A 21,679-nucleotide genomic window follows, 5' to 3' on the forward strand; every position below is an offset into this window, starting at 1 on the left:
TCAAGGCAAGGCGATGCTTCTTAACTTAAGTGCTATTATTCTGGCAGTTAAGGCTAAAAAATGAAGGAATATTGGCACATGGCCAAGAAGACCGCGCCACTCCTGCCCGCCGCTTCCCGATTGCTCGCCGAGTTCGGGGAGCGACTGAAACTGGCACGACTGCGCCGCAAGCTCACCGCCAAGCAAGTCGCCGAGAGATCAGGCATGTCACTGACAACCTTGCGCTCTCTGGAATCCGGTGGTTCAGGCGTGACCATCGGTGCCTACCTGTCCGTCATGCATGTGCTGGGCCTTGAAAAAGACCTGAACAAACTCGCGGCAACCGATGAGGTGGGGCGGCAACTGCAGGACGCACAACTGAAACCCAGGGCCGCTTCATCCAACGACTCGAACCGACAGGCGCGTAAAGTCAGCGTGGCTAAAAAAGCCCCTCCCAAAACCGGAAAAGAGACTGAAGTCATTGAAAGCGCCAGCCCCGCGGAAGATCTGCTGGCTGACTACCCCTTCAACACCCACTCTCTTTCCAGTCTGTTGACCCAGAAAAAAACCAAGTCCACGACAGGTGAACAATGACGCAGATTGCGGTGTATGCCGATTGGGAGTCCTTGAATGGGCCCAGGCGTCTCGGTTTCCTGCATGCCCGAAAGACCCGGTCCACAGAAGTCTTCGAGTTTGAGTACGACAGGGTTGCGCTGGACGATCCCGAGTTGAACTTCACAGCGCTGGACCCTCGCATCAGCCTCTATGAAGGTCGGCAGTTTCCCGGACAACATCAAAGCCGATTTGGCGTGTTCGCTGACTCAAGCCCGGATCGATGGGGCCAACTGTTGATGAAACGGCGGCTGGAACGGGATATCCGCGACGGCTTGATTGCCAAGGGCAGCAAGCTCCACGAATCAGATTTCCTGCTGGGTGTACATGACCTCTATCGGGTCGGTGCGATCCGCTACAAGCTTAATGACCAAGGCAACTTTCTCGATGATCGCGATGGCGTGGCCGCCCCGCCCTTCATTGAGTTGCGGGCGCTGGAGCAAGCCAGTCGAGCCTTGGAAAACGATCCGGACAACACCTCACTCGATGGCCGTGAGTGGCTGAGAATGTTGATCGCACCGGGCGGCTCACTCGGTGGTGCCCGCCCCAAGGCCAGCGTTGCAGACGAGCACGGTCACTTGTGGATCGCCAAGTTCCCCAGTACCCGCGATGACTATGACGTTGGCGCCTGGGAACTGGTGGTCAATGCCCTGGCCAATCACTGCGGCCTGCGCGTCGCAACCGGTATCGCCCGACGCTATGCCAGTGAACATCACTGCTTCATGGTCAAGCGCTTCGATCGCACCGAACGGGGTGGCCGACTGCACTTTGCCTCGGCCATGACCCTGACTGATCGCGTTGACGGGGACGATGCTTCAGTCGGCGCAAGCTACCTTGAGTTGGCCGAAGTGCTCATGGAACACGGCTCGCAAACCAACGCGGACCTACGGGAGTTATGGTCTCGCATTGTGTTCAACATTCTGGTTTCCAATACCGACGATCACCTGCGCAATCATGGCTTCATCCTCGACCCAGGTCGGGGATGGCGCTTGTCTGCCGCCTATGACATGAACCCGGTGGCCCATGCCGACGGTTTGAAACTCAACATCAGCGATGCCGACAACGCACTGGATCTGGAGTTGGCGCGAGAAGTGGCGGAGTATTTTCGGGTCAGTCGTGCGGATGCAGAAAATATCATCGACCGTTTCAAAGACGTTGTCAGCCAATGGCCAACGCTGGCGCAGGCATTGGGGCTCTCAAAACGTGAGCAGGACAATATGGCGCCTGCATTTCGACTGGCGGAAACTACGCAATGAACCTCGCCCCCCACTTTCCCGACGACCACTTCATGCAGCAACTCATGCAGCTGCTGCACGAAGAAATCGGCCTGCCCGAACGCAAAACCATCAGCCTCGACACCTCGATCAATGTCGACCTTGGCTGCAACGGCGCGGATGCCCAGCACTTGATCGAAAGCCTGGAAGAGCAGTTCGCCATCGATTTCGTGGACTACGACAGTTATCGCTATTTCCAGCCCGACGGCTACGATGTATTCCTCAAGCGCAAAGCCAAGGGTCGCGGCGACAAGGTGCCGTTGACCATCGGCATGCTCTACCGCGCCATCAAGGCGCAACGCTGGGACACCGAGGAGCTTGAAGGACGGTAACGTCCCCGGATATGGACATTGTGGAGCGGCCAGGTCGGTGGTGATGGTGCCAGAGCTTGTCAGGGCGTTCGTACTGCACCTGAAAACCTGAATCACGCCCACAAAAAAACCGCCCCGAAGGGCGGTTTTTTCATTGCATCAAACCAACGCTTACAACTGAGGACCGGCAGCCTTGATCGCGTCGCTCACGTCGAACTTCTTGAAGTTCTCGATGAACAGGCCGGCCAGTGCTTTGGCGGCTTCGTCGTAGGCGGCTTTGTCAGCCCAGGTGTTGCGTGGGTTCAGCAGGCCAGTCTCAACGCCCGGTACGGCCAATGGCACGTCGAGGTTGATGGTGCTCAGGTGCTCGGTCTCGGTACCGATCAGCGCGCCGCTCTGGATCGCTGCGATCACCGCACGGGTGGTCGGGATGTTGAAGCGCTTGCCGACGCCGTAGCCGCCGCCGGTCCAGCCGGTGTTGACCAGGTAGACCTTGGAGCCGAAGCCACGGATGCGCTTGATCAGCAGTTCTGCGTATTCGCCAGCCGGACGCGGGAAGAATGGTGCGCCGAAGCAGGTGGAGAAGGTCGACTTGATGCCGCTGCCCGAACCCATTTCAGTCGAACCCACCAGAGCGGTGTAGCCGGACAGGAAGTGGTAGGCCGCTTGCTCTTCGTTGAGGATCGACACTGGCGGCAGCACGCCGGTCAGGTCGCAGGTCAGGAAGATGACAGCGTTCGGCTCGCCACCGAGGTTTTTCTCGGAGCGCTTGGCAACGTGCTCCAGCGGGTAAGCGGCGCGGCTGTTCTGGGTCAGGCTGACATCGGCGTAGTCGGCGTGCTTGGCATCATCGATGACGACGTTTTCCAGCACTGCGCCGTGCTTGATGGCTTTCCAGATGACCGGCTCGTTCTTCTCGGACAGGTCGATGCACTTGGCATAGCAACCGCCTTCGATGTTGAACACCACGCCTTCGCCCCACGCGTGCTCGTCGTCACCGATCAGGTAACGGCTTTCGTCGGCGGACAGGGTGGTTTTACCGGTGCCGGACAGACCGAAGAACAGGGTCACGTCGCCCTCTTCGCCGATGTTGGCGGCACAGTGCATTGGCAGCACGTCGGCGGCCGGCAGCAGGAAGTTCTGCACCGAGAACATGGCTTTCTTCATTTCACCGGCGTAGCGCATGCCAGCGATCAGCACTTTCTTCTGAGCGAAGTTGAGGATCACGCAACCATCGGAGTTGGTGCCATCACGCTCTGGAACGCATTCGAAGTTGGCAACGTTGAGCACTTGCCACTCATCACGGCCAGCCGGATTGTACTGGGCCGGGTTGATGAACAGGCAGCGACCGAACAGGTTCTGCCAGGCAGTCTGGGTGGTCATCTTCACGGCCAGGTAGTGGTCGGAGTCGGCACCTACATGCACGTGGGAAACGAAATGCTCTTGCGCATTGTTGAACGCCTCGACGCGAGCCCACAGGGCGTCGAACTTGTCGGCCGGGAACTTGCGGTTGATCGGGCCCCAGGCGATGGCACCTGTGGTGGTTGGCTCATCAACGATGAAACGATCGACTGGCGAACGGCCGGTACGGTGACCGGTACGAACAACCAGTGCGCCGGTATCGGCAAGCTCGCCTTCACCGCGGTTGAGGGCTTCTTTTACCAGATCATCAACACTCAGATCGGTGTACACGGCGTTATTGGCTTGCGTCATGAGGTTCCCCGTCGGCCAGTGGCCGAGTGCTCCAAACGTTTTGTAGTAGAAAGTCGCGCACTACTACCGCGAAAAAAGTGGGCCGGATTATGCCAGAAAAGCCCAAAAATAGTAGGGCCCTCCCGTCGTAACGGCGTTATTCCGGCACAAACCAGTGAATTTACCTGCGCTGAACCGTTTTAGTGACGGGTATCTGACGGCGTCTCGACACCCGCACCAGCGAACAATTGAGTGACATCGGCGGCGTCAAACAGGTACTGCTGGTTGCAGAACTGGCAGTCGATCTCGATTTTTCCACCGTGTTCAATCACCAGATTCTGCGCGTCTTCCATGCCCAGACTGACCAGGGCATTGGCCGAACGTTCGCGCGAACAGCTGCAACGGAAGCGCAGTCTCTGCACATCGAACAGACGCACCTGCTCTTCATGGTAAAGGCGATGCAGCACGGTTTCGTTGTCCAGACTCAGCAGTTCATCGGCGGTCAGGGTGGTGGCCAGCGCGGTGAGGTGCTGCCAGCTGGCGGCGCGTTCTTCTTCGTCCTTCAAACGGTCGGCGGGCAGTTGTTGCAGCAACAGGCCACGCGCGCGGCGGCCATCGGCGCACAGCTTGATGCGGGTGCCAATCTGCTGCGACATCACGAAGTAGTTGGTGAAGCAGTCGGACAACGTTTCGCCATCCAGATCGACGACGCCCTGATAGCGCTGGCCCTGGTTCGGGTCAATGGTCAGGGTCAGCGAGCCATCCGGCATCAAGTCGGCCAGGGTTGCGTCGGGAGCAATCCGGTCCGCCTCGTAACGTGCCAGGCCACGAATGTCGCGCTCACTGGAGCACTCGATCATCAGCAGCGGGATCGGACCTTCGGAACGGGCTTGAAGGATCAGCAAGCCATCGAACTTCAATGTGCCGACCAGCAACGCCGCAGCCGCCATCAACTCGCCGAGCAGTTGCGCGACCGGCTCCGGATAGGCGTGTTTGGCCAGGACTTCAGCGTAGCTGAGCTCTAGCGAAGCCATCTCGCCACGGGTGTCGCTGTCATCGAAGATGAAGCGTTGGGTGAAGTCGTTATCCGGTAAGTCGGTCATAAGTCTGGTATCTGAAGTGGTGACAAAAGTAGTGGCAAAATTCGAGGTTACGCCTTGGCTATAGCGTATTGCAGCCTGGTTTTGGATTAGAGGGCGCTGTGCGCTTTACGACCAATGGCTCATGTACGGTAGGCCAATTACCTCATATGGCTACACGCAGGCGCAAATACAAGTCTTGGCCTGATTGATGTGATCGGTGGCTTCGGTCGATCAATCGTTGCTGCTGCCACGAAACTTGAACAGATCACGCCGTTGTTTCTTGCTCGGCTTGCCATCAGTACTCACCCCCAAAGCCCCTGCCTTGCGCTGCGCCGCCGCGTTTTCGCGCTTGGCGATGCTGGCCTCGGTTTCGGCGTACAGCGTCTGTGCTTCCGGCGCGCCACGGCGCACGATCGACAGCGCCTGGACCACCACGGTGCGCTCCTCGAAACCGGTACGAATCACAAACTCATCGCCAATGCGCGGTTCCTTGCCCGGTTTGCAACGCTCACCCCGGCAATGCACCTTGCCGCTTTCAATCGCTGCCTTGGCCAAGGCACGCGTCTTGTAAAAACGCGCGGCCCATAACCATTTATCGAGGCGGACTTTGTCGTCCTCTTCGTTTTTTTGTGCCATGGGATTTCCTCATACTGAAATATTGGTGAACTGTACTACCGTTTCTGTCGTACCAAGAATTACCTCGTCTCGGATTACAATGCAGGCATTCCAGAACCTCCCTGAAGGGCTGGAAATCCGGGCCGTAGATATCTGTCGCCTTTTAATCATTATTCTGCGTGAATACCGCGAATCGGGCCGCGTGCGGCCCAGCGGTTACTACCGGTTGAGCACCTTTGAAGACATTTGACCATTTGACCGTCGTCGGTCTGCGCGAGTGGGTGGCGCTCCCGGATTTGGGAGTGGCTGGCCTTCGGGCAAAAATCGACACCGGCGCCAGCACCTCCAGCCTGCATGCCACCGACATCGAGACCTTCGAGCGCGACGGTGAGCAGTGGGTGCGTTTCACGGCGCACCTGGGCACGGTGGTGCAATTGCGTCACCGTCGTTGCGAAGCGCCGCTGGTGACGATGAAAACCATTAAGAGCTCTAACGGTCACGCGCAGGTGCGATACGTGATCAGCACCACCCTGGCGCTCGGTGATCGGGTCTGGCGAGTCCAGTTCACACTCGCTTGTCGCAAATCCATGCGTTATCGCCTGTTACTCGGTTCCAAAGCCCTGATCGACGGCCAGTTGGTGGTCAATCCGGGCATTAAATATGTACAAGACAAGCCGGTGTTCCCGGTATCTACCTCCTCCACAGGTGTTGCATGAAGATCGCTGTGCTGTCGCGGAACCCGCGTCTGTATTCCACCCGTCGCCTGGTCGAAGCCGGTACCGAACGCGGCCATGAAATGGTGGTAGTCGATACCCTGCGCGCCTACATGAACATCGCCAGCCACAAACCGCAGATCCACTACCGCGGCAAACCGCTGGAAGGTTTCGATGCAGTGATCCCGCGCATTGGTGCGTCGGTCACGTTTTATGGTTGCGCAGTGTTGCGCCAGTTCGAAATGATGGGGGTTTTTCCGCTTAACGAATCGGTGGCCATCGCCCGCTCGCGGGACAAACTGCGTTCGCTGCAATTGCTGTCCCGCCGGGGCATCGGTTTGCCGGTGACCGGGTTTGCCCACTCGCCGGACGATATTCCCGACCTGATCGCGATGGTCAACGGCGCGCCGCTGGTGATCAAGGTACTGGAAGGTACCCAGGGCATCGGCGTGGTGCTGTGCGAAACCGCCACGGCGGCGGAGTCGGTGATCGAGGCGTTCATGGGCCTCAAGCAAAACATCATGGTTCAGGAATACATCAAGGAGGCCGGCGGTGCCGACATTCGCTGCTTCGTGGTGGGCGACAAGGTGATTGCCGCCATGAAGCGCCAGGCCAAGCCGGGTGAGTTTCGCTCCAACCTGCATCGCGGCGGCAGTGCCAGCCTGATCAAGATCACGCCGGAGGAGCGCATGACGGCGTTGCGGGCGGCCAAGGTCATGGGACTGGCGGTGGCGGGTGTGGATATCCTGCGCTCCAATCACGGGCCGCTGGTGATGGAGGTGAACTCGTCGCCGGGTCTGGAAGGGATCGAGATCACCACCGGCAAGAACGTGGCGGGGATCATCATCGAGCATCTGGAGAAGAACGGCGGGCCGAACATGACGCGGACCAAAGGAAAAGGCTGATCCTGGAGGCTTGTGGCGGCTGGCAGGCCGCCATCGCGAGCAAGCTCACCCCCCACAGGGGATTGCATTCCAATGAGGGAGCGAGCTTGCTCGCGATGGGGCCATCAGCCCCACCGAAGAAATCAGCGCTTAAACCGCATCCCGCGGCAGCATCAACCCCAGCGGCAAGCGCACCCGCGCTTCCAGCCCTCCGCCGGAACGGTTGCGCAATTCAACATTGCCGCCATGCATCGAAGCAATCCGCTTCACGATCGCCAACCCCAAACCGGTGCCCTTCCCGCCCCGTGCACGATCGCCACGGGTGAACGGGTTGAAGATCGCTTCCAGTTCCGCAGGATCGATTCCAGCACCACGATCCATCACGCTCAGCACCACATAAGGCGCGGCGGTGTCCCCGGATACGTATGCCGCCACTTCCACGCCGCTGCCGGCGTGATGCAGCGCGTTGCCAATCAGGTTATTCAACAGTCGCTTCATCGACACCCGACGCAGCGGGAATGGCTGGATCGGCTCCAGACGCAAGCGCACTTTTTCCTCGGTCTGGTTGTACGGCGCGGCGACTTCGCGGACCAGGTCGCTCAGGTCCACCTCTTCCACCGACTCATCGCGACCATCGCGAATGAACGCCAGGAACTGATCGAGAATCGCGTCCATGTCTTCGATGTCGCGAACCATGTCGTCGGTCAGGTCGCTGCGGTCGCCCATCAACTCCAGGGACAAGCGCAAACGGGTCAGTGGCGTACGCAGGTCGTGGGACACCCCGGCCAGCATCAGTTCGCGCTCGCGACCGGCCTGCTCGACATCTTCGGCCATCTGGTTGAAGGCGCGATACACCTCGGTCATTTCACTGGGCGTATCGCTGATCGGCAGACGCACGCTGCGACCCTGGCCGAGTTGGCGTGCGGCATAGACGAGGCGCTTCAGAGGCTGATTGAGCTGGCTGACAAAAATCCACGCCGCTGCAGTGGACAGCAAGCCAATGGCGAGAAACCAGCCCAGGACGTTCCAGATTTTCTGGCCGCGCAGCGGATGCGGGTACAGCGGTACTTTCAACCAGCCTTCGCCCAGGCTTGGCGCCCGGACCCACAACGCCGGCGGTGAATGCATGCGCAATCGCACCTCGGTGTCCGCCCCCAGTTCGGCCTGCATCTGCCGCTGGTAGATCTCGCTGTAGGGCCAGTGTTGCTCACCTTCCGGCACGCCGGCACCTACCACCCGTATCAGGGGCACGGCATCGGCGATCTTGTCGCGGTTGTTTTCATCGGCGGCCCAATAGGCGCGCAGTGTCAGGGCGACACCGTGGCTGTACTGACGGTCCACCAGCACGTCTTCGTTCATCAACAGATAAACCAGGGTCAGCGCCTTGGAAAACAGGACGACGATGAGCACCAGCCAAAGGGTGCGGGAGAAGAAGCTCTGGGGGAACCAAACCGGGGTTTTCATGGATAACCGCTACATACTTGCAGGAGCGAGCCATGCTCGCATATTGCGGATCGCGAGTCTGCGGGCGGGATCATATGATCCATCGCCCGTACGACCCGCTCCTACAAATCACCGATCACTTGGTGGCGGTGCCATCCGGAACGAACACGTAGCCTACACCCCAGACCGTCTGGATATAACGCGGCTTGGATGGATCCGGCTCGATCATCCGGCGCAGACGGGAGATCTGCACGTCGATGGAACGCTCCAGGGCATCCCATTCGCGACCACGGGCCAGGTTCATCAGCTTGTCACGGGTCAGCGGCTGACGGGCATTCATCACCAGGGCCTTGAGTACCGCAAACTCACCGGTGGTGAGCATGTGCACTTCTTCACCACGCTTGAGCTCGCGGGTGGCCAGGGACAGTTCGTAGTCACCGAAGGTCACGCTTTCATCTTCGCTGCCCGGTGCGCCTGGTACCGGCGCCGATTGACGACGCAACACAGCCTTGACGCGCGCCATCAGCTCGTCCGGGTTGAATGGCTTGGCCAGGTAATCGTCAGCGCCCAGTTCCAGGCCCTTGATACGGCTCAGCTCATCGCCCTTGGCGGTCAGCATGATGATCGGAATCTGATTGTTCGCGCCGCGCAGGCGGCGGCAGGCGGTCAGGCCGTCTTCGCCGGGCAGCATCAGGTCGAGGACGACCAGGTTGAACACTTCGCGTGCCAGCAGGCGATCCATTTGCTCGGTGTTCGGGACGGCACGGGCGCGGTAGCCCTTGCTGACGAAAAAACGCTCCAGCAGGCTGCTGAGGCCCGGATCGTCGTCAACAATAAGAATTTTCTCGCCTTCAGCAATGTTTGCAGTGCTGCTCATTGGATGCTCCTTTGATCTCGGCGCGCATTATGGCGTAGCTGCCGTTATACGCACCGTGTGCATTGTTAGCAGATTTTTCCTCTACCGCCAGAAAACAGGCCGTTACACCTGCACCCCGCGATGCCCCCTAACGGCAGAACGCTGGTTATAATGCGCGGCCATTTGTGTCAGGCAACATCGGACAGGTACTACAGACAGACGCTATTTATTTTCGTAGCGTTGGCAGTATTTGTTCGATTTCACGGGTCAACGGAGTGCCTGTTGACTCAGGTAGCGGCGCAGGCCAGGCCGCTCAACCAGACTCGCCAAGCCCCTATTTCTGCGCCTGCGAGCCTGCTTTCACAATTTGTCAGGTGGTTTTATGGACAGCATCAACAGCCGCATCGCCGAGGAACTCGGCGTACGCCCACAACAGGTCGAAGCGGCCGTCGCGCTACTCGATGAAGGCTCTACGGTTCCCTTCATCGCCCGTTACCGGAAAGAAGTGACCGGCAGCCTCGATGACACCCAGTTGCGTCATCTGGAAGAGCGTCTGCGCTACCTGCGAGAACTCGACGAACGGCGCATCAGCATCCTGGCCAGCATCCAGGAGCAAGGCAAGCTGACCCCGCAACTCGAGCGTGACATCAAGCTCGCCGACACCAAGACCCGCCTCGAAGACTTGTACCTGCCGTACAAGCAGAAGCGCCGCACCAAGGGCCAGATCGCCCTCGAAGCCGGCCTCGGCGACTTGGCCGACGGCCTGTTCAACGACCCGACACTGACGCCGGATGCCGAAGCCGCACGCTTCGTCGATGCCGAAAAAGGCGTGGCTGATGTGAAGGCGGCCCTCGAAGGCGCCAAATACATCCTGATGGAGCGCTTCGCCGAAGACGCCGGCCTGCTGGACAAGCTGCGCAATTACCTCAAGCAGGAAGCCACCCTCAGTGCCCGCGTGATCGCCGGCAAGGAAGAGGAAGGCGCCAAGTTCCGCGATTACTTCGAACACGACGAACCGCTCAAAAGCATGCCATCGCACCGCGCGCTGGCGATCTTCCGTGGCCGCAACGAAGGCATCCTCAGCTCCGCGCTGAAAGTCGGCGACGAGCTGCCTGGCACCATGCACCCGTGCGAAGGCATGATCGGCCAGCACGTCGGCATCCAGAACCAGAACCGCGCCGCCGACAAATGGCTGGGCGAAGTGGTGCGCTGGACCTGGAAGGTCAAGCTCTACACCCACCTGGAAACCGACCTGCTGGGCGAGCTGCGCGATGGCGCGGAAACCGAAGCGATCAACGTGTTCGCCCACAACCTGCACGACCTGCTGCTGTCGGCTCCGGCCGGCCCGCGTGCCACCCTGGGCCTCGACCCGGGCCTGCGCACCGGTTGCAAGGTCGCCGTGGTCGATTCCACCGGCAAGCTGCTGGATCACGCCACGGTTTATCCGCACGTGCCGCACAACAAATGGGACCAGACCATCGCCGTGCTCGCCGCCCTGTGCGCCAAGCATTCGGTCGATCTGATCGCCATCGGCAACGGCACCGCCAGCCGTGAAACCGACAAGCTGGCCGCTGAACTGATCAAAAAGTACCCGGCCATGAAGATGACCAAAGTCATGGTCTCCGAAGCAGGTGCATCGGTTTACTCGGCGTCGGAACTGGCATCCAAGGAATTCCCGGACCTGGACGTGTCGATCCGTGGCGCCGTGTCGATTGCCCGCCGCCTGCAAGACCCGCTGGCCGAGCTGGTGAAGATCGATCCGAAATCCATCGGTGTCGGTCAGTACCAGCACGACGTGTCGCAGCTGAAACTGGCGCGCGGCCTGGATGCGGTGGTCGAGGACTGCGTGAACGCCGTGGGCGTGGACGTGAACACCGCTTCCGTGGCGCTGCTGGCGCGCATCTCCGGCCTCAACGCGACCCTGGCGCAGAACATCGTCAGCCACCGCGACGAGCACGGCGCGTTCAAAACCCGGGCCGCGCTGAAGAAAGTCGCGCGCCTGGGCGAAAAAACCTTCGAACAGGCCGCCGGTTTCCTGCGCGTCATGAACGGCGAGAACCCGCTGGATTCGTCCGCCGTGCACCCGGAAGCCTATCCGCTGGTGCAGCGTATCGCGGCTGAAACCGACCGCGACATTCGCTCGCTGATTGGCGATGCCGCGTTCCTCAAGCGCCTCGATCCAAAGAAATACACTGACGAAACCTTCGGCCTGCCGACCGTGACCGACATTCTCCAGGAGCTGGAAAAACCGGGTCGCGATCCACGTCCGGAGTTCAAGACCGCCGAGTTCCAGGAAGGCGTCGAAGACCTCAAGGACTTGCAACTGGGCATGATCCTCGAAGGCGTGGTGACCAACGTGACCAACTTCGGCGCGTTCGTCGACATCGGCGTGCATCAGGACGGTTTGGTGCACATCTCTGCACTATCGGAGAAGTTCATCAAAGACCCACGGGAAGCGGTGAAGGCCGGTGATGTGGTGAAAGTGAAGGTCATGGAAGTCGACATCCCGCGTAAACGCGTGGGCCTGTCGATGCGCATGAGCGACACCCCGGGCGAGAAAATCGACGGTGCCCGTGGTGCACGCCCCGGATCGGCCCCGCGCCAATCCCAGAACACCGCGCCACGCAAGGAAACCACGGCGGCGGCTCCGGCCAACAACGCCATGGCTTCGCTGTTCGCCAACGCCAAGCAGTTGAAGAAACGCTGATGGACATCCCGGCAGGGCTGATCGAAAGCGCGTTTTTCAAGCTGCTGGGCTGCCGCTTGCACAGTCTGGAAACCGGGGTGGCGCAAGTCGCCCTGGCGCTGGAACCACAGCTGCGCAATCGCGGGGGCAAGCTGCACGGTGGGGCCTTGTTCAGTCTGGTGGACATTGCCATGGGGCTGGCCTGTTCCAGCACCCACGGCTTTGACCAGCAGAGCGCGACCATCGAATGCAAGATCAACTACATCCGCGCCGTCGCTGACGGTGAGGTGATGTGCACGGCGCGGGTGATCCACCCGGGCCGGCGCACGCTGGTGGTCGAGGCCGATGTGATGCAAGGCGACAAACTCGTCGCAAAAGCACAAGGCACGTTCGCAGTCCTGTAGCTACGGATCATCGATTTGAGTTAATTTCGGCGCAATGAAACCTGTGGGAGCGAGCTTGCTCGCTCCCACAGGAATTGTGCGGTTATGGCCTGAGCGGCTCCAAAACCAGGCGAAAACGCCAGTTTCCACTTCACCCTTGTAGACCGTCTTGCCCACCCCCATATTGGGGCGACTGACGCGTGAAGGAATCCAACTTGAGCGAACTTCTCAACCGCCGCCTGGCCCTGCTCGGCGAGCGCGCTAACCTCTCTCTGCTCGAACAGTGTCTTCACGGCATCGAACGTGAATGCCTGCGCGTGACCGATGAAGGTCGCCTGGCGCAAACGCCGCACCCGGAAGCATTGGGTTCCGCGCTGACCAACGAACAGATCACCACCGATTATTCCGAATCGCTGCTGGAATTCATCACCCCGGCCCTGCCCGACCCGGCGGACACGCTGGCGAGCCTGGACAAGATTCACCGCTTTGCCTACAGCAAGCTCGGCAACGAGTACCTGTGGAGTCCATCGATGCCGTGCCCGCTGCCGGCCGAGGAAGATATCCCGATCGCCTATTACGGCACGTCCAACATCGGTCAGCTCAAGTACGTCTACCGCAAGGGCCTGGCCCTGCGTTACGGCAAGACCATGCAGTGCATCGCCGGGATTCACTACAACTTTTCCCTGCCGGAAAAACTGTGGCCTCTGCTCAAGCAGGCCGAAGGTTTCGTCGGCACCGACCGCGACTATCAGTCGTCGGCCTACATCGCCCTGATCCGCAACTTCCGCCGCTACAGCTGGCTGCTGATGTACCTGTTCGGCGCATCGCCAGCACTGGACGCCGGTTTCCTGCGCGGTCGTTCGCATCAGTTGGAACAGCTGGATCCGGACACCCTGTACCTGCCGTACGCTACCAGCCTGCGCATGAGTGACCTGGGTTACCAGAGCAACGCCCAGGCCGGCCTGACGCCGTGCTACAACGACCTGAGCAGCTACATCGACAGCCTGCGCACAGCAGTGGCCACGCCCTATGCGCCGTACGTCGAAGTCGGCACCCACAAGGACGGTGAGTGGGTTCAACTCAACACCAACATCCTGCAGATCGAAAACGAGTACTACTCCAACATCCGCCCCAAACGTGTGACCTACACCGGCGAGCGGCCGATCCAGGCGCTGATGGCCCGCGGCATCCAGTACGTTGAAGTTCGCTGCCTGGACATCAACCCGTTCCTGCCGACGGGCATCGATCTCACCGAATCGCGCTTCCTCGACGCTTTCCTGCTGTACTGCGCCCTGAACGACAGCCCGCTGCTGACCAACACCAGTTGCGGCAATGCGACCTCGAACTTCCTCAGCGTGGTCAAGGAAGGTCGCCGTCCGGGCCTGCAACTGCAACGCGATGGTCACCCCGTGGACCTGAAGGAGTGGGCTGCACAATTGCTGGAAAACATCGCGCCACTGGCGGCGATGCTGGATCAGAGCCACGGCGGCGATGCTCACAGCAAAGCGCTGGATGCACAGCTGGCCAAGGTTCAGGACCCGTCCCTGACGCCATCGGCCCAGGTCCTGGCGGCCATGGCCGAGCACAAGGAAAGCTTTGCTCAGTTCTCCCTGCGCCAGAGCCGCGCCCACGCGGAGTTTTTCCGCAGCGAACCATTGCCGGCTGAAGAACAGGCCCGGTTTGAAGAGCTGGCGCGTTCGTCGCTGGCTCAACAGGCGGAGCTGGAACAGAACGAAGTCGGCGATTTCGACGTGTTTGTCGGCTCGTATCAGGCGAGCATCCTGGCGATCAGCAACTGACATCAGAAGGTCCTTGGGACCTTATCGCGAGCAAGCTCGCTCCCACGGTGGTCTTTCAGTGTTGCCACAACTGTGCAAACACCGGTGAGCACTGTGGCGAGCCTGCTCGCGATTGACCGCGCAGCGGCTACGCTTAGATTTTTCCGCTAATAAGCTCATTCGAAAAAGTTATTTATTTTCGAATTCTTATATCATTTAGTCTCCTTTCACGCCGACTCTCGGTCGCCTGACAAGGAGCTTCTCGATGAAACTGCATTTCCCTCTTCGCCTGCTGGCGGCCGCTTCTTTGGCGGCAGCGAGCTTCTTTGCCCAGGCGGCTGACGTGACTGTCGCCTACCAGACCACCGTTGACCCGGCGAAAGTCGCCCAGGCCGACGGCGCCTATGAAAAAGCCACCAAGGCCGACATCAGCTGGCGCAAATTCGATAACGGTGCCGACATCATTGCCGCCATCGCCTCCGGCGACGTGCAGATCGGCTACCTCGGCTCCAGCCCCCTGACGGCGGCCATTACCCGCAAAGTGCCGGTGGAAACCTTCCTCATCGCCACCCAGATCGGCGCCGCCGAAGCGTTGGTGGCCCGTGACGGCTCCGGGATCAAGACCCCACAAGACCTGATCGGCAAGAAAATCGCCGTGCCATTCGTTTCCACCGGCCACTACAGCCTGTTGGCCGCGCTGAAGCACTGGAACATCGATCCGTCGAAAGTCACCGTCCTCAACCTCGCTCCGCCCGCCATCATCGCTGCATGGAAACGCGGCGACATCGACGCCACCTACGTCTGGGACCCGGCCCTGGGCGTCGCCAAGGAAAACGGCAAGGTGCTGATCACCTCCGGCGAACTGGCCAAGTTCGGCGCGCCGACCTTCGATGCCTGGATCGTGCGTAAGGATTTCGCCGAGAAGCACCCGGAAATCGTCACTGCGTTCGCCAAAGTGACCCTGGACGCCTACGCCGACTACCGCAAAGACCCGAAAGCCTGGCTGGCCAATCAAGGCAACGTCGACAAGCTTGTAAAACTGTCTGGCGCCAAGGCCAGCGATATTCCGCTGCTGCTGCAAGGCAACGTTTATCCACTGGCGGCTGATCAGGTCATCACCCTGGGTGCGCCGACCACCAAGGCCATCACCGACACCGCCGCATTCCTCAAGGAACAAGGCAAGGTCGAGGCCGTGCTGCCGGACTACGCGCCGTACGTCAGCGCCAAGTTCATCACCCACTGATCGGGAGTTCATCGCCATGGCCTTGCTACAGCTGGAGCGCATCAGCGCACAGTACCCTGGCAGCCCGGAACCGGTGCTGGCGGATATTTCCCTGACCCTGGGGCCCCGGCAATTGCTGGTCGCCCTCGGCCCGTCCGGCAGTGGCAAGACTTCGCTGTTGAACCTGATTGCCGGTTTCGTCGAACCCAGCGCCGGGCGCATCACCCTCGACGGCGTGCCGGTCAAAGGCCCGAGCGCCGAACGCGGCGTGGTGTTCCAGGATGACGCCCTGCTGCCTTGGCAGGACGTGCTGGCCAACGTCGGCTTCGGTCTGGAACTGGCCGGCATCCCTCGGGACAAACGCGAAATCCGCGCCCGGGAAATGCTGGCGCTGGTGGACCTTTCCGGCTTTGAAAACCGCCGCATCTGGCAGCTGTCCGGTGGGCAGAAGCAGCGCGTCGGCCTGGCCCGCGCCCTTGCTGCCGACCCACGTGTTCTATTGATGGACGAACCCTTTGGCGCCCTCGACGCGTTCACCCGCGAGCAGATGCAGGAACTGCTGCTGCAAGTCTGGCGGCGCACGGCCAAACCGGTGTTCCTGATTACCCACGACATCGAGGAAGCGGTGTTCCTCGCCACCGACCTGATTCTGCTGGCGCCCAATCCGGGGCAAATCGTCGAGCGCCTGAGCCTGGACTTCGGTCAGCGTTACGCGGCCGGCGAGTCGGCACGGGCGATCAAATCCGACCCGCGCTTTATCGAAACCCGCGAACACGTGCTCGCCAGAGTCTTCTCCCAACGCAGCGCCGCCCAGCGGCAGGAGCGCGCATGAGCAGCTATGAAATTCCGGCCGTTGCGGTAAAACCCGGCACTTCGGTGATTCCGCTTCGTCGCAGTTTGAGCACCCGCTGGATCAGCGTGCTGACGCTGATCGCCCTCGTGGTCATCTGGTGGGCCGTGACGGCGACCGGCTTGATTGAACCCTTGTTCCTGCCGCCACCGTCCGCCGTCCTGCAAAAAGGCTGGTTGCTGGCCACCAGCGGCTACATGGATTCGACCTTGTGGCAGCACCTGGGCGCGAGCCTCAGCCGCATCGGCCTGGGCCTGGGCTTCGCGGTGCTGACCGCCGTACCGGTCGGTATCGCCATCGGCCACAACCGCATCGCTCGCGGCGTTCTCGATCCGCTGATCGAGTTCTACCGCCCGATTCCACCGCTGGCCTATCTGCCGCTGATCGTGATCTGGTGCGGCATCGGCGAGCTGTCGAAAGTGCTGCTGATCTACCTGGCCATTTTCGCCCCGATCGCCATTGCCACCGCCACCGGCGTGCGAACCGTCGACCCGGCGAAATTGCGCGCTGCGCAGTCGTTGGGCGCGACCCGTACGCAGTTGATTCGCCATGTGATTCTGCCGAGCGCGTTGCCGGACATTTTGACCGGCGTGCGCATTGGCCTGGGTGTGGGCTGGTCGACACTGGTCGCCGCCGAACTGATCGCCGCCACCAGTGGCCTGGGCTTCATGGTGCAGTCGGCCGCGCAGTTCCTGGTCACCGATGTGGTGGTCCTGGGGATTCTGGTGATCGCGCTGATTGCCTTTGCCATGGAGATGGGCCTGCGCGCCCTGCAACGCAAACTGGTGCCATGGCACGGCCAGGCTCACTAAAAACTGCCATGTGAAAAACCTGTGGGAGCGAGCTCTCCCACAGGAGTCAACACTCAGAATTGAAGAGAACCCTCATGAGCCACCTGACCATCGTCCCCTTAAGCTCCGCCCTCGGTGCGCAGATCAGCGGCGTCGACATCAGCCAGCCGCTGAACCTGGAACGGCGTGACGCCATCGAGCAAGCGCTGCTCAAGCATCAGGTGCTGTTCTTCCGCGACCAACCGATCACGCCACAGCAGCAAGCGCGTTTCGCGGCCAATTTCGGTGACCTGCACATTCACCCGATCTACCCGAACGTACCGGAACAACCGGAAGTCCTGATCCTCGACACCGCCGTCACCGACGTACGCGACAACGCGATCTGGCACACCGACGTGACCTTCCTGCCCACCCCGGCGATGGGCGCGGTGCTCAGCGCCAAGCTGTTGCCGGAGTTCGGCGGCGACACCCTGTGGGCCAGCGGGATCGCGGCGTATGAAGCCTTGTCCGCACCGATGAAAACCTTGCTCGAAGGGCTGACCGCCACTCACGACTTCACCCGTTCCTTCCCGCTGGAGCGCTACGGCAATACGCCGGAAGCACTGGTGCAGTGGGAAGAAGCACGGCGCAAGAATCCGCCGCTGTCGCATCCGGTGATCCGTACCCACCCGGTGAGCGGACGCCGTTCGTTGTTCGTCAATGAAGGCTTCACGTCGAAGATCAACGAACTGTCGGAAACCGAAAGCGAGGCGATTTTGAAGTTCCTCTTCGCCCACGCCACCCGGCCGGAATTCACCATTCGCTGGCGCTGGCAGAAAGACGACATCGCGTTCTGGGATAACCGCGTGACACAACATTACGCGGTGGACGATTACCGGCCGGCGCGGCGGGTGATGCAGCGCGCGACGGTGTTGGGGGATGTGCCGTTTTTTCGCTGAACTCCAAGTGCGTTGTTGATTGTCCCGGCCCCATCGCGAGCAGGCTCGCTCCCACACTGGCTCTGTGTTGACCAAAATTTTGCGGTCAACCGCTAGCCCTGTGGGAGCGAGCCTGCTCGCGATAAGGACGGAGCAGACGCCAGAAGACCTGGCTGACGGTTATTCAGCCGTCGAAGGCTTCTCCCACAAATTGATCCCACCCTCCTGGGCAAACCGGTCGATCTCCGCCAGCTCCTGCTCACTGAAACTCAAATTCTTCAACGCCCCGACGTTCTCGATAATCTGCTCCGGCCGGCTCGCCCCGATCAGCGCCGAGGTCACGCGCGGGTCGCGCAGGGTCCAGGCCAGGGCCAGTTGCGCCAGACTTTGACCGCGACGCTTGGCGATCTCATTAAGCGCACGCACGTGGGCAATGTTGGCCTCGGACAGGTGCGAAGCCTGCAACGAACCACCGCCCGGTCGGTTGACCCGCGCATCCGCCGGTACGCCGTTGAGGTACTTGTCGGTCAGCAAACCCTGGGCCAAAGGTGTGAAAGCAATCACACCCGTGCCGAGTTCGTCGGTGGTATCGAGCAGGTCTTTTTCCACCCAGCGATTGAGCAGGTTGTAGGCCGGTTGGTGAATCAACAAAGGCACTTTCCACTCTTTGAGCAGCGCCGCCATTTCGCGGGTTTTCACCCCGGAATAGGACGAGATGCCGATGTACAGCGCCTTGCCCTGTTGCACGGCGGTGGCGAGCGCACTGGCGGTTTCTTCCAGCGGGGTGTCCGGGTCGAAACGGTGGGAATAGAAAATGTCCACGTAGTCCAGGCCCAGGCGCTGCAGGCTCTGGTCGAGGCTGGCCAGCACGTACTTGCGCGAACCGCCGCCCTGGCCGTAAGGCCCCGGCCACATGTCCCAACCGGCCTTGCTGGAGATGATCAGCTCATCGCGGTATTGCTTGAAGTCTTCACGCAGCAAACGCCCGAAGTTGATCTCGGCGCTGCCGTAGGGCGGGCCGTAGTTGTTGGCCAGGTCGAAATGGTTGATGCCCAAGTCAAACGCGGTGCGCAACAACGCACGCTGGGTATCGATCGGCGTGCTGTCGCCGAAGTTGTGCCACAGGCCCAGGGACAGCGCCGGCAGCACCAGCCCGCTGCGGCCCACGCGGCGGTAAGGAATGGAGTCGTAGCGGTTTTCGGCAGCGGTGTAAGTCATCGAATCCTCTCTTGTCTGTCTTGAAATCTGGTATCGACTGCTTCGCCAGTCGCCCAGCATACGCCCAGACAAACGCCAATAAACCCCGGACTCGGTTAATGGCTGAAACGTTTCACAGATTTCATCTTCAACATGATGACGACTGCGGCAGGCGACGATCTTTTGATCTTTACCTCGCCCCCGCAAACACCTCCCCCAACCAATCCACAAACACCCGCACCCGTGGCGACAGGTGTCGGTTGTGGGGATAAAGCACTGACACCGGCATCGGCGGCGGGGGTGTATCGGTGAGGACTTCCTTCACCAGTCCCTGGGCGATTTGGGTTTCCATCCGGTAATGCGGGCACTGGATAATCCCCAGTCCCGCAATCGCCGAGGCGGCGTAGATTTCTGCGCCAAACACCGAAATGCCGCCCTCGATGGCCACTTCCTTGAGCTCGCCCTCGACCATGAATTCGAACGGGAACAACTTGGCGGTGCTGCGGGAAACGTAGTTCACCGCCCGGTGGTTTTTCAGGTCGGCGAGGCTTTGCGGTTCGCCGTATTGGCGCAGGTAGGCGGGGCTGGCGCAGGTGATCTGACGCAGGCTGGCAACGCGTTTGCCGATCAGGGTCGAGTCGCCCAGGGTGCCGGCGCGCAGCACGCAGTCGACGCCTTCGGCAATCAGGTCGACAAAGCGGTCGGCCTCGCTGATCGACAGTTCGATGTCCGGGTATCGCGCCATGAATGGCGGCAGGGCCGGGATCACGAAATGTTTGGCCAAGGTACCGTGCAGGTCGACCCGCAAGCGGCCTTTGGGCGCCACGCCACGAAACGCCAGCTCAGCCTCTTCCAGCTCCGCCAGCAACTGCACGCAACGCGGGTAATACGCCTCGCCATCCAGGGTCGGACGCACCTTGCGCGTGCTGCGCTCCAGCAAACGCGTGCCCAGCCAGGCTTCGAATTGGTTCAGCGTGTGGGTCAGGGTTGCGCGCGGCAGGTTCAGGTCATCCGCCGCCAGGGTGAAGCTGCTGCGCTCGTAGATACGCACGAACACCTTCATCGCTTTGACTTGATCCACGCTGAACTCCTGACGCTCGATTGTTGGCGAATATTGAACAGTCAAGGCAACTCTCGTGCATTTATCGCCCTGAGTAAACATGTGAAATTGGCGCCACTCCCCTATAAACAGGAACCTCCCCATGACTACCCAGACTTCGAAAGTTGCCATCGTGACCGGCGCCTCCCGCGGCATCGGCGCGGTCATTGCCAAACAGCTGGCCGGCGAAGGTTTCGCCGTCGCCATCAACTACGCCAGCAGCGCCACCGAAGCGTCCAGACGGGTGGTGGAATTGCGTCAGGCCGGCCATCAGGCCATCGCCGTCAAGGCGGATGTGGCCAACGCCGAGGACGTGCGCCGGATGTTCGACGAGACCGAAACACAGCTGGGCAAGGTCGATGTACTGGTCAACAACGCCGGCATTCTCAAGGTCATGCCACTGGCGCAACACAGCGATGAACTGTTCGAGCAGACCTTCAACATCCACGCGCGCGGCACCTTCAACACCCTGCGGGAAGCGGCCACGCGCCTGAACGACGGCGGGCGGATCATCAACTTCTCCAGCAGCACCGTCGGCCTGAACCTGCCGGGTTACGCCGTGTACATCGCCAGCAAAGCGGCGGTGGAATCCCTGACCCAGGTGTTCGCCAAGGAAATGCGCGGTCGCAACATCACCGTCAATGCGGTGGCACCGGGCCCGGTGGCGACTGACCTGTTCCTGCACGGCAAGAGCGAAGAACAGATCCAGGCCTTCGCCAAAATGGCGCCGCTGGAGCGCCTGGGTCAGCCGGAAGACATTGCCCGAGTGGTGTCGTTTCTGGTCGGGCCGGATTCGGCCTGGGTCAACGGACAGATACTGCGGGTCAATGGTGGGTTGGTTTAAGGGCCGGGTTCGCCTGGCCTATGCTCAGTAGTGGTATTGATGACTTGGCTTGCGCTGACACTGCGGCGACCCCAATCGCGAGCAAGCTCGCTCCCACAGGGATCGAGGTGATCTTTGTGGGAGCGAGCCTGCTCGCGATCGCGGTTTGTCAGGCATTGCTTATCTTTCGGACGGAACACAGCCCATGCACACCACCATCATCATCACCTTCGGCCTGATCCTCCTGGCGCTGATGCTGTTCATCGGCGAGAAAATCGGCTTCACCCGCCAGACCCTGGCCTACGGTTTTGTCGCGCTGTGGCTGGCGCTCACATTGATCAACTCCGCGGTCGGCATGGTTCACGCCGGCCAGCCATTGAGCACCGAAGTGGTGGTCGGCACCGTGGTGTTCAGCGTCCCGGTGGCGGCGCTGGTGTTGTTCATGGTGCTGACCAGCGAAACCTGAGCCCCC

At 60.8% G+C, this 21,679-nt stretch carries 21 protein-coding genes; 14 read left to right on the forward strand and 7 right to left on the reverse strand.

Annotation, left to right across the window (positions count from 1 at the left end):
• Positions 1-78 precede the first annotated feature (78 nt).
• From JQF37_RS11385 to JQF37_RS11395, 3 genes are read left to right on the forward strand one after another with little or no spacing between them, the layout of a single operon-like run.
• The gene (locus tag JQF37_RS11385) at positions 79-573 is read left to right on the forward strand and encodes a helix-turn-helix transcriptional regulator (RefSeq protein ID WP_130208437.1); all 495 of its coding nucleotides are present in this window, start codon (positions 79-81) and stop codon (positions 571-573) included.
• Entirely contained in the window at positions 570-1,847 is a 1,278-nt protein-coding gene (locus JQF37_RS11390; RefSeq protein WP_130208435.1) for a HipA domain-containing protein, read from the forward strand. The genes JQF37_RS11385 and JQF37_RS11390 overlap by 4 nt, the downstream gene beginning before the upstream one ends.
• Positions 1,844-2,197 carry a DUF1493 family protein gene (locus JQF37_RS11395; protein WP_130208433.1) on the forward strand — a complete coding sequence of 118 codons (354 nt, stop codon included), beginning with the start codon at positions 1,844-1,846 and terminating at the stop codon, positions 2,195-2,197. The genes JQF37_RS11390 and JQF37_RS11395 overlap by 4 nt, the downstream gene beginning before the upstream one ends.
• Positions 2,198-2,347: 150 nt before the next feature.
• Here JQF37_RS11395 and JQF37_RS11400 read toward each other — a convergent pair whose 3' ends face one another.
• From JQF37_RS11400 to JQF37_RS11410, 3 genes are all read right to left on the reverse strand, one after another.
• Complete coding sequence (locus JQF37_RS11400) at positions 2,348-3,889, reverse strand: phosphoenolpyruvate carboxykinase (protein WP_130208431.1); 1,542 nt, start codon at positions 3,887-3,889, stop codon at positions 2,348-2,350.
• A 179-nt stretch (positions 3,890-4,068) separates the two neighbouring features.
• Positions 4,069-4,971, reverse strand: a complete 903-nt coding sequence (hslO, locus tag JQF37_RS11405; protein WP_130208429.1) for an Hsp33 family molecular chaperone HslO — start codon at positions 4,969-4,971, stop codon at positions 4,069-4,071.
• A gap of 210 nt (positions 4,972-5,181) precedes the next feature.
• The gene (locus JQF37_RS11410; protein ID WP_047536239.1) at positions 5,182-5,586 is read right to left on the reverse strand and encodes a S4 domain-containing protein; all 405 of its coding nucleotides are present in this window, start codon (positions 5,584-5,586) and stop codon (positions 5,182-5,184) included.
• A gap of 233 nt (positions 5,587-5,819) precedes the next feature.
• On the opposite strand from JQF37_RS11410, the gene JQF37_RS11415 reads away from it, so the two are divergent.
• The gene (locus JQF37_RS11415; protein ID WP_174552512.1) at positions 5,820-6,281 is read left to right on the forward strand and encodes an ATP-dependent zinc protease; all 462 of its coding nucleotides are present in this window, start codon (positions 5,820-5,822) and stop codon (positions 6,279-6,281) included.
• Entirely contained in the window at positions 6,278-7,183 is a 906-nt protein-coding gene (gene rimK / locus JQF37_RS11420; RefSeq protein ID WP_130208427.1) for a 30S ribosomal protein S6--L-glutamate ligase, read from the forward strand. Before JQF37_RS11415 ends, rimK begins: the two co-directional genes overlap by 4 nt.
• 129 nt (positions 7,184-7,312) lie before the next feature.
• Here the strand turns inward: rimK and JQF37_RS11425 are convergent, their stop codons facing one another.
• Positions 7,313-8,626 (reverse strand): ATP-binding protein, encoded by a 1,314-nt coding sequence (locus tag JQF37_RS11425; protein WP_103406042.1) that lies wholly within the window; start codon positions 8,624-8,626, stop codon positions 7,313-7,315.
• A gap of 115 nt (positions 8,627-8,741) precedes the next feature.
• Positions 8,742-9,482 carry a two-component system response regulator OmpR gene (ompR, locus tag JQF37_RS11430; protein ID WP_047536233.1) on the reverse strand — a complete coding sequence of 247 codons (741 nt, stop codon included), beginning with the start codon at positions 9,480-9,482 and terminating at the stop codon, positions 8,742-8,744.
• Positions 9,483-9,843: 361 nt separating this feature from the next.
• Here ompR and JQF37_RS11435 point away from each other — a divergent pair, with 361 nt between their 5' ends.
• The 7 genes from JQF37_RS11435 (at position 9,844) to tauD (ending at position 18,109) form a co-directional block, all read left to right on the forward strand.
• Entirely contained in the window at positions 9,844-12,168 is a 2,325-nt protein-coding gene (locus JQF37_RS11435; protein WP_130208425.1) for a Tex family protein, read from the forward strand.
• Positions 12,168-12,551: a PaaI family thioesterase gene (locus JQF37_RS11440; RefSeq protein WP_130208423.1), complete on the forward strand. Its 384-nt coding sequence runs from the start codon at positions 12,168-12,170 to the stop codon at positions 12,549-12,551. Before JQF37_RS11435 ends, JQF37_RS11440 begins: the two co-directional genes overlap by 1 nt.
• A 194-nt stretch (positions 12,552-12,745) precedes the next feature.
• A complete protein-coding gene (gshA, locus tag JQF37_RS11445) occupies positions 12,746-14,329 on the forward strand; it encodes a glutamate--cysteine ligase (protein WP_204149654.1) in 1,584 nt (527 codons plus the stop codon).
• Between the two features lie 244 nt (positions 14,330-14,573).
• Entirely contained in the window at positions 14,574-15,551 is a 978-nt protein-coding gene (tauA, locus tag JQF37_RS11450; RefSeq protein WP_103406045.1) for a taurine ABC transporter substrate-binding protein, read from the forward strand.
• A 16-nt stretch (positions 15,552-15,567) separates the two neighbouring features.
• Positions 15,568-16,362 (forward strand): taurine ABC transporter ATP-binding subunit, encoded by a 795-nt coding sequence (tauB, locus tag JQF37_RS11455; protein WP_130208419.1) that lies wholly within the window; start codon positions 15,568-15,570, stop codon positions 16,360-16,362.
• Positions 16,359-17,192 carry a taurine ABC transporter permease TauC gene (gene tauC / locus JQF37_RS11460; protein ID WP_130208417.1) on the forward strand — a complete coding sequence of 278 codons (834 nt, stop codon included), beginning with the start codon at positions 16,359-16,361 and terminating at the stop codon, positions 17,190-17,192. The genes tauB and tauC overlap by 4 nt, the downstream gene beginning before the upstream one ends.
• A gap of 74 nt (positions 17,193-17,266) precedes the next feature.
• Entirely contained in the window at positions 17,267-18,109 is an 843-nt protein-coding gene (gene tauD / locus JQF37_RS11465) for a taurine dioxygenase (protein ID WP_130208415.1), read from the forward strand.
• A 159-nt stretch (positions 18,110-18,268) separates the two neighbouring features.
• Here tauD and mgrA read toward each other — a convergent pair whose 3' ends face one another.
• Both mgrA and JQF37_RS11475 read right to left on the reverse strand, forming a co-directional pair.
• The gene (gene mgrA / locus JQF37_RS11470; protein ID WP_130208413.1) at positions 18,269-19,306 is read right to left on the reverse strand and encodes an L-glyceraldehyde 3-phosphate reductase; all 1,038 of its coding nucleotides are present in this window, start codon (positions 19,304-19,306) and stop codon (positions 18,269-18,271) included.
• Between the two features lie 169 nt (positions 19,307-19,475).
• Positions 19,476-20,366 (reverse strand): LysR family transcriptional regulator, encoded by an 891-nt coding sequence (locus tag JQF37_RS11475; protein WP_130208411.1) that lies wholly within the window; start codon positions 20,364-20,366, stop codon positions 19,476-19,478.
• A 121-nt stretch (positions 20,367-20,487) separates the two neighbouring features.
• Between JQF37_RS11475 and JQF37_RS11480 the strand changes: the two genes are divergently transcribed.
• Both JQF37_RS11480 and JQF37_RS11485 read left to right on the forward strand, forming a co-directional pair.
• A complete protein-coding gene (locus JQF37_RS11480) occupies positions 20,488-21,228 on the forward strand; it encodes an SDR family oxidoreductase (RefSeq protein ID WP_130208409.1) in 741 nt (246 codons plus the stop codon).
• Between the two features lie 184 nt (positions 21,229-21,412).
• Positions 21,413-21,673 (forward strand): hypothetical protein, encoded by a 261-nt coding sequence (locus tag JQF37_RS11485; RefSeq protein ID WP_090327842.1) that lies wholly within the window; start codon positions 21,413-21,415, stop codon positions 21,671-21,673.
• The last annotated feature ends 6 nt before the right edge of the window (positions 21,674-21,679 follow it).

It is taken from the genome of Pseudomonas sp. MIL9 (assembly GCF_016887925.1).
In the GTDB taxonomy this organism is placed as follows: domain Bacteria; phylum Pseudomonadota; class Gammaproteobacteria; order Pseudomonadales; family Pseudomonadaceae; genus Aquipseudomonas; species Aquipseudomonas mohnii.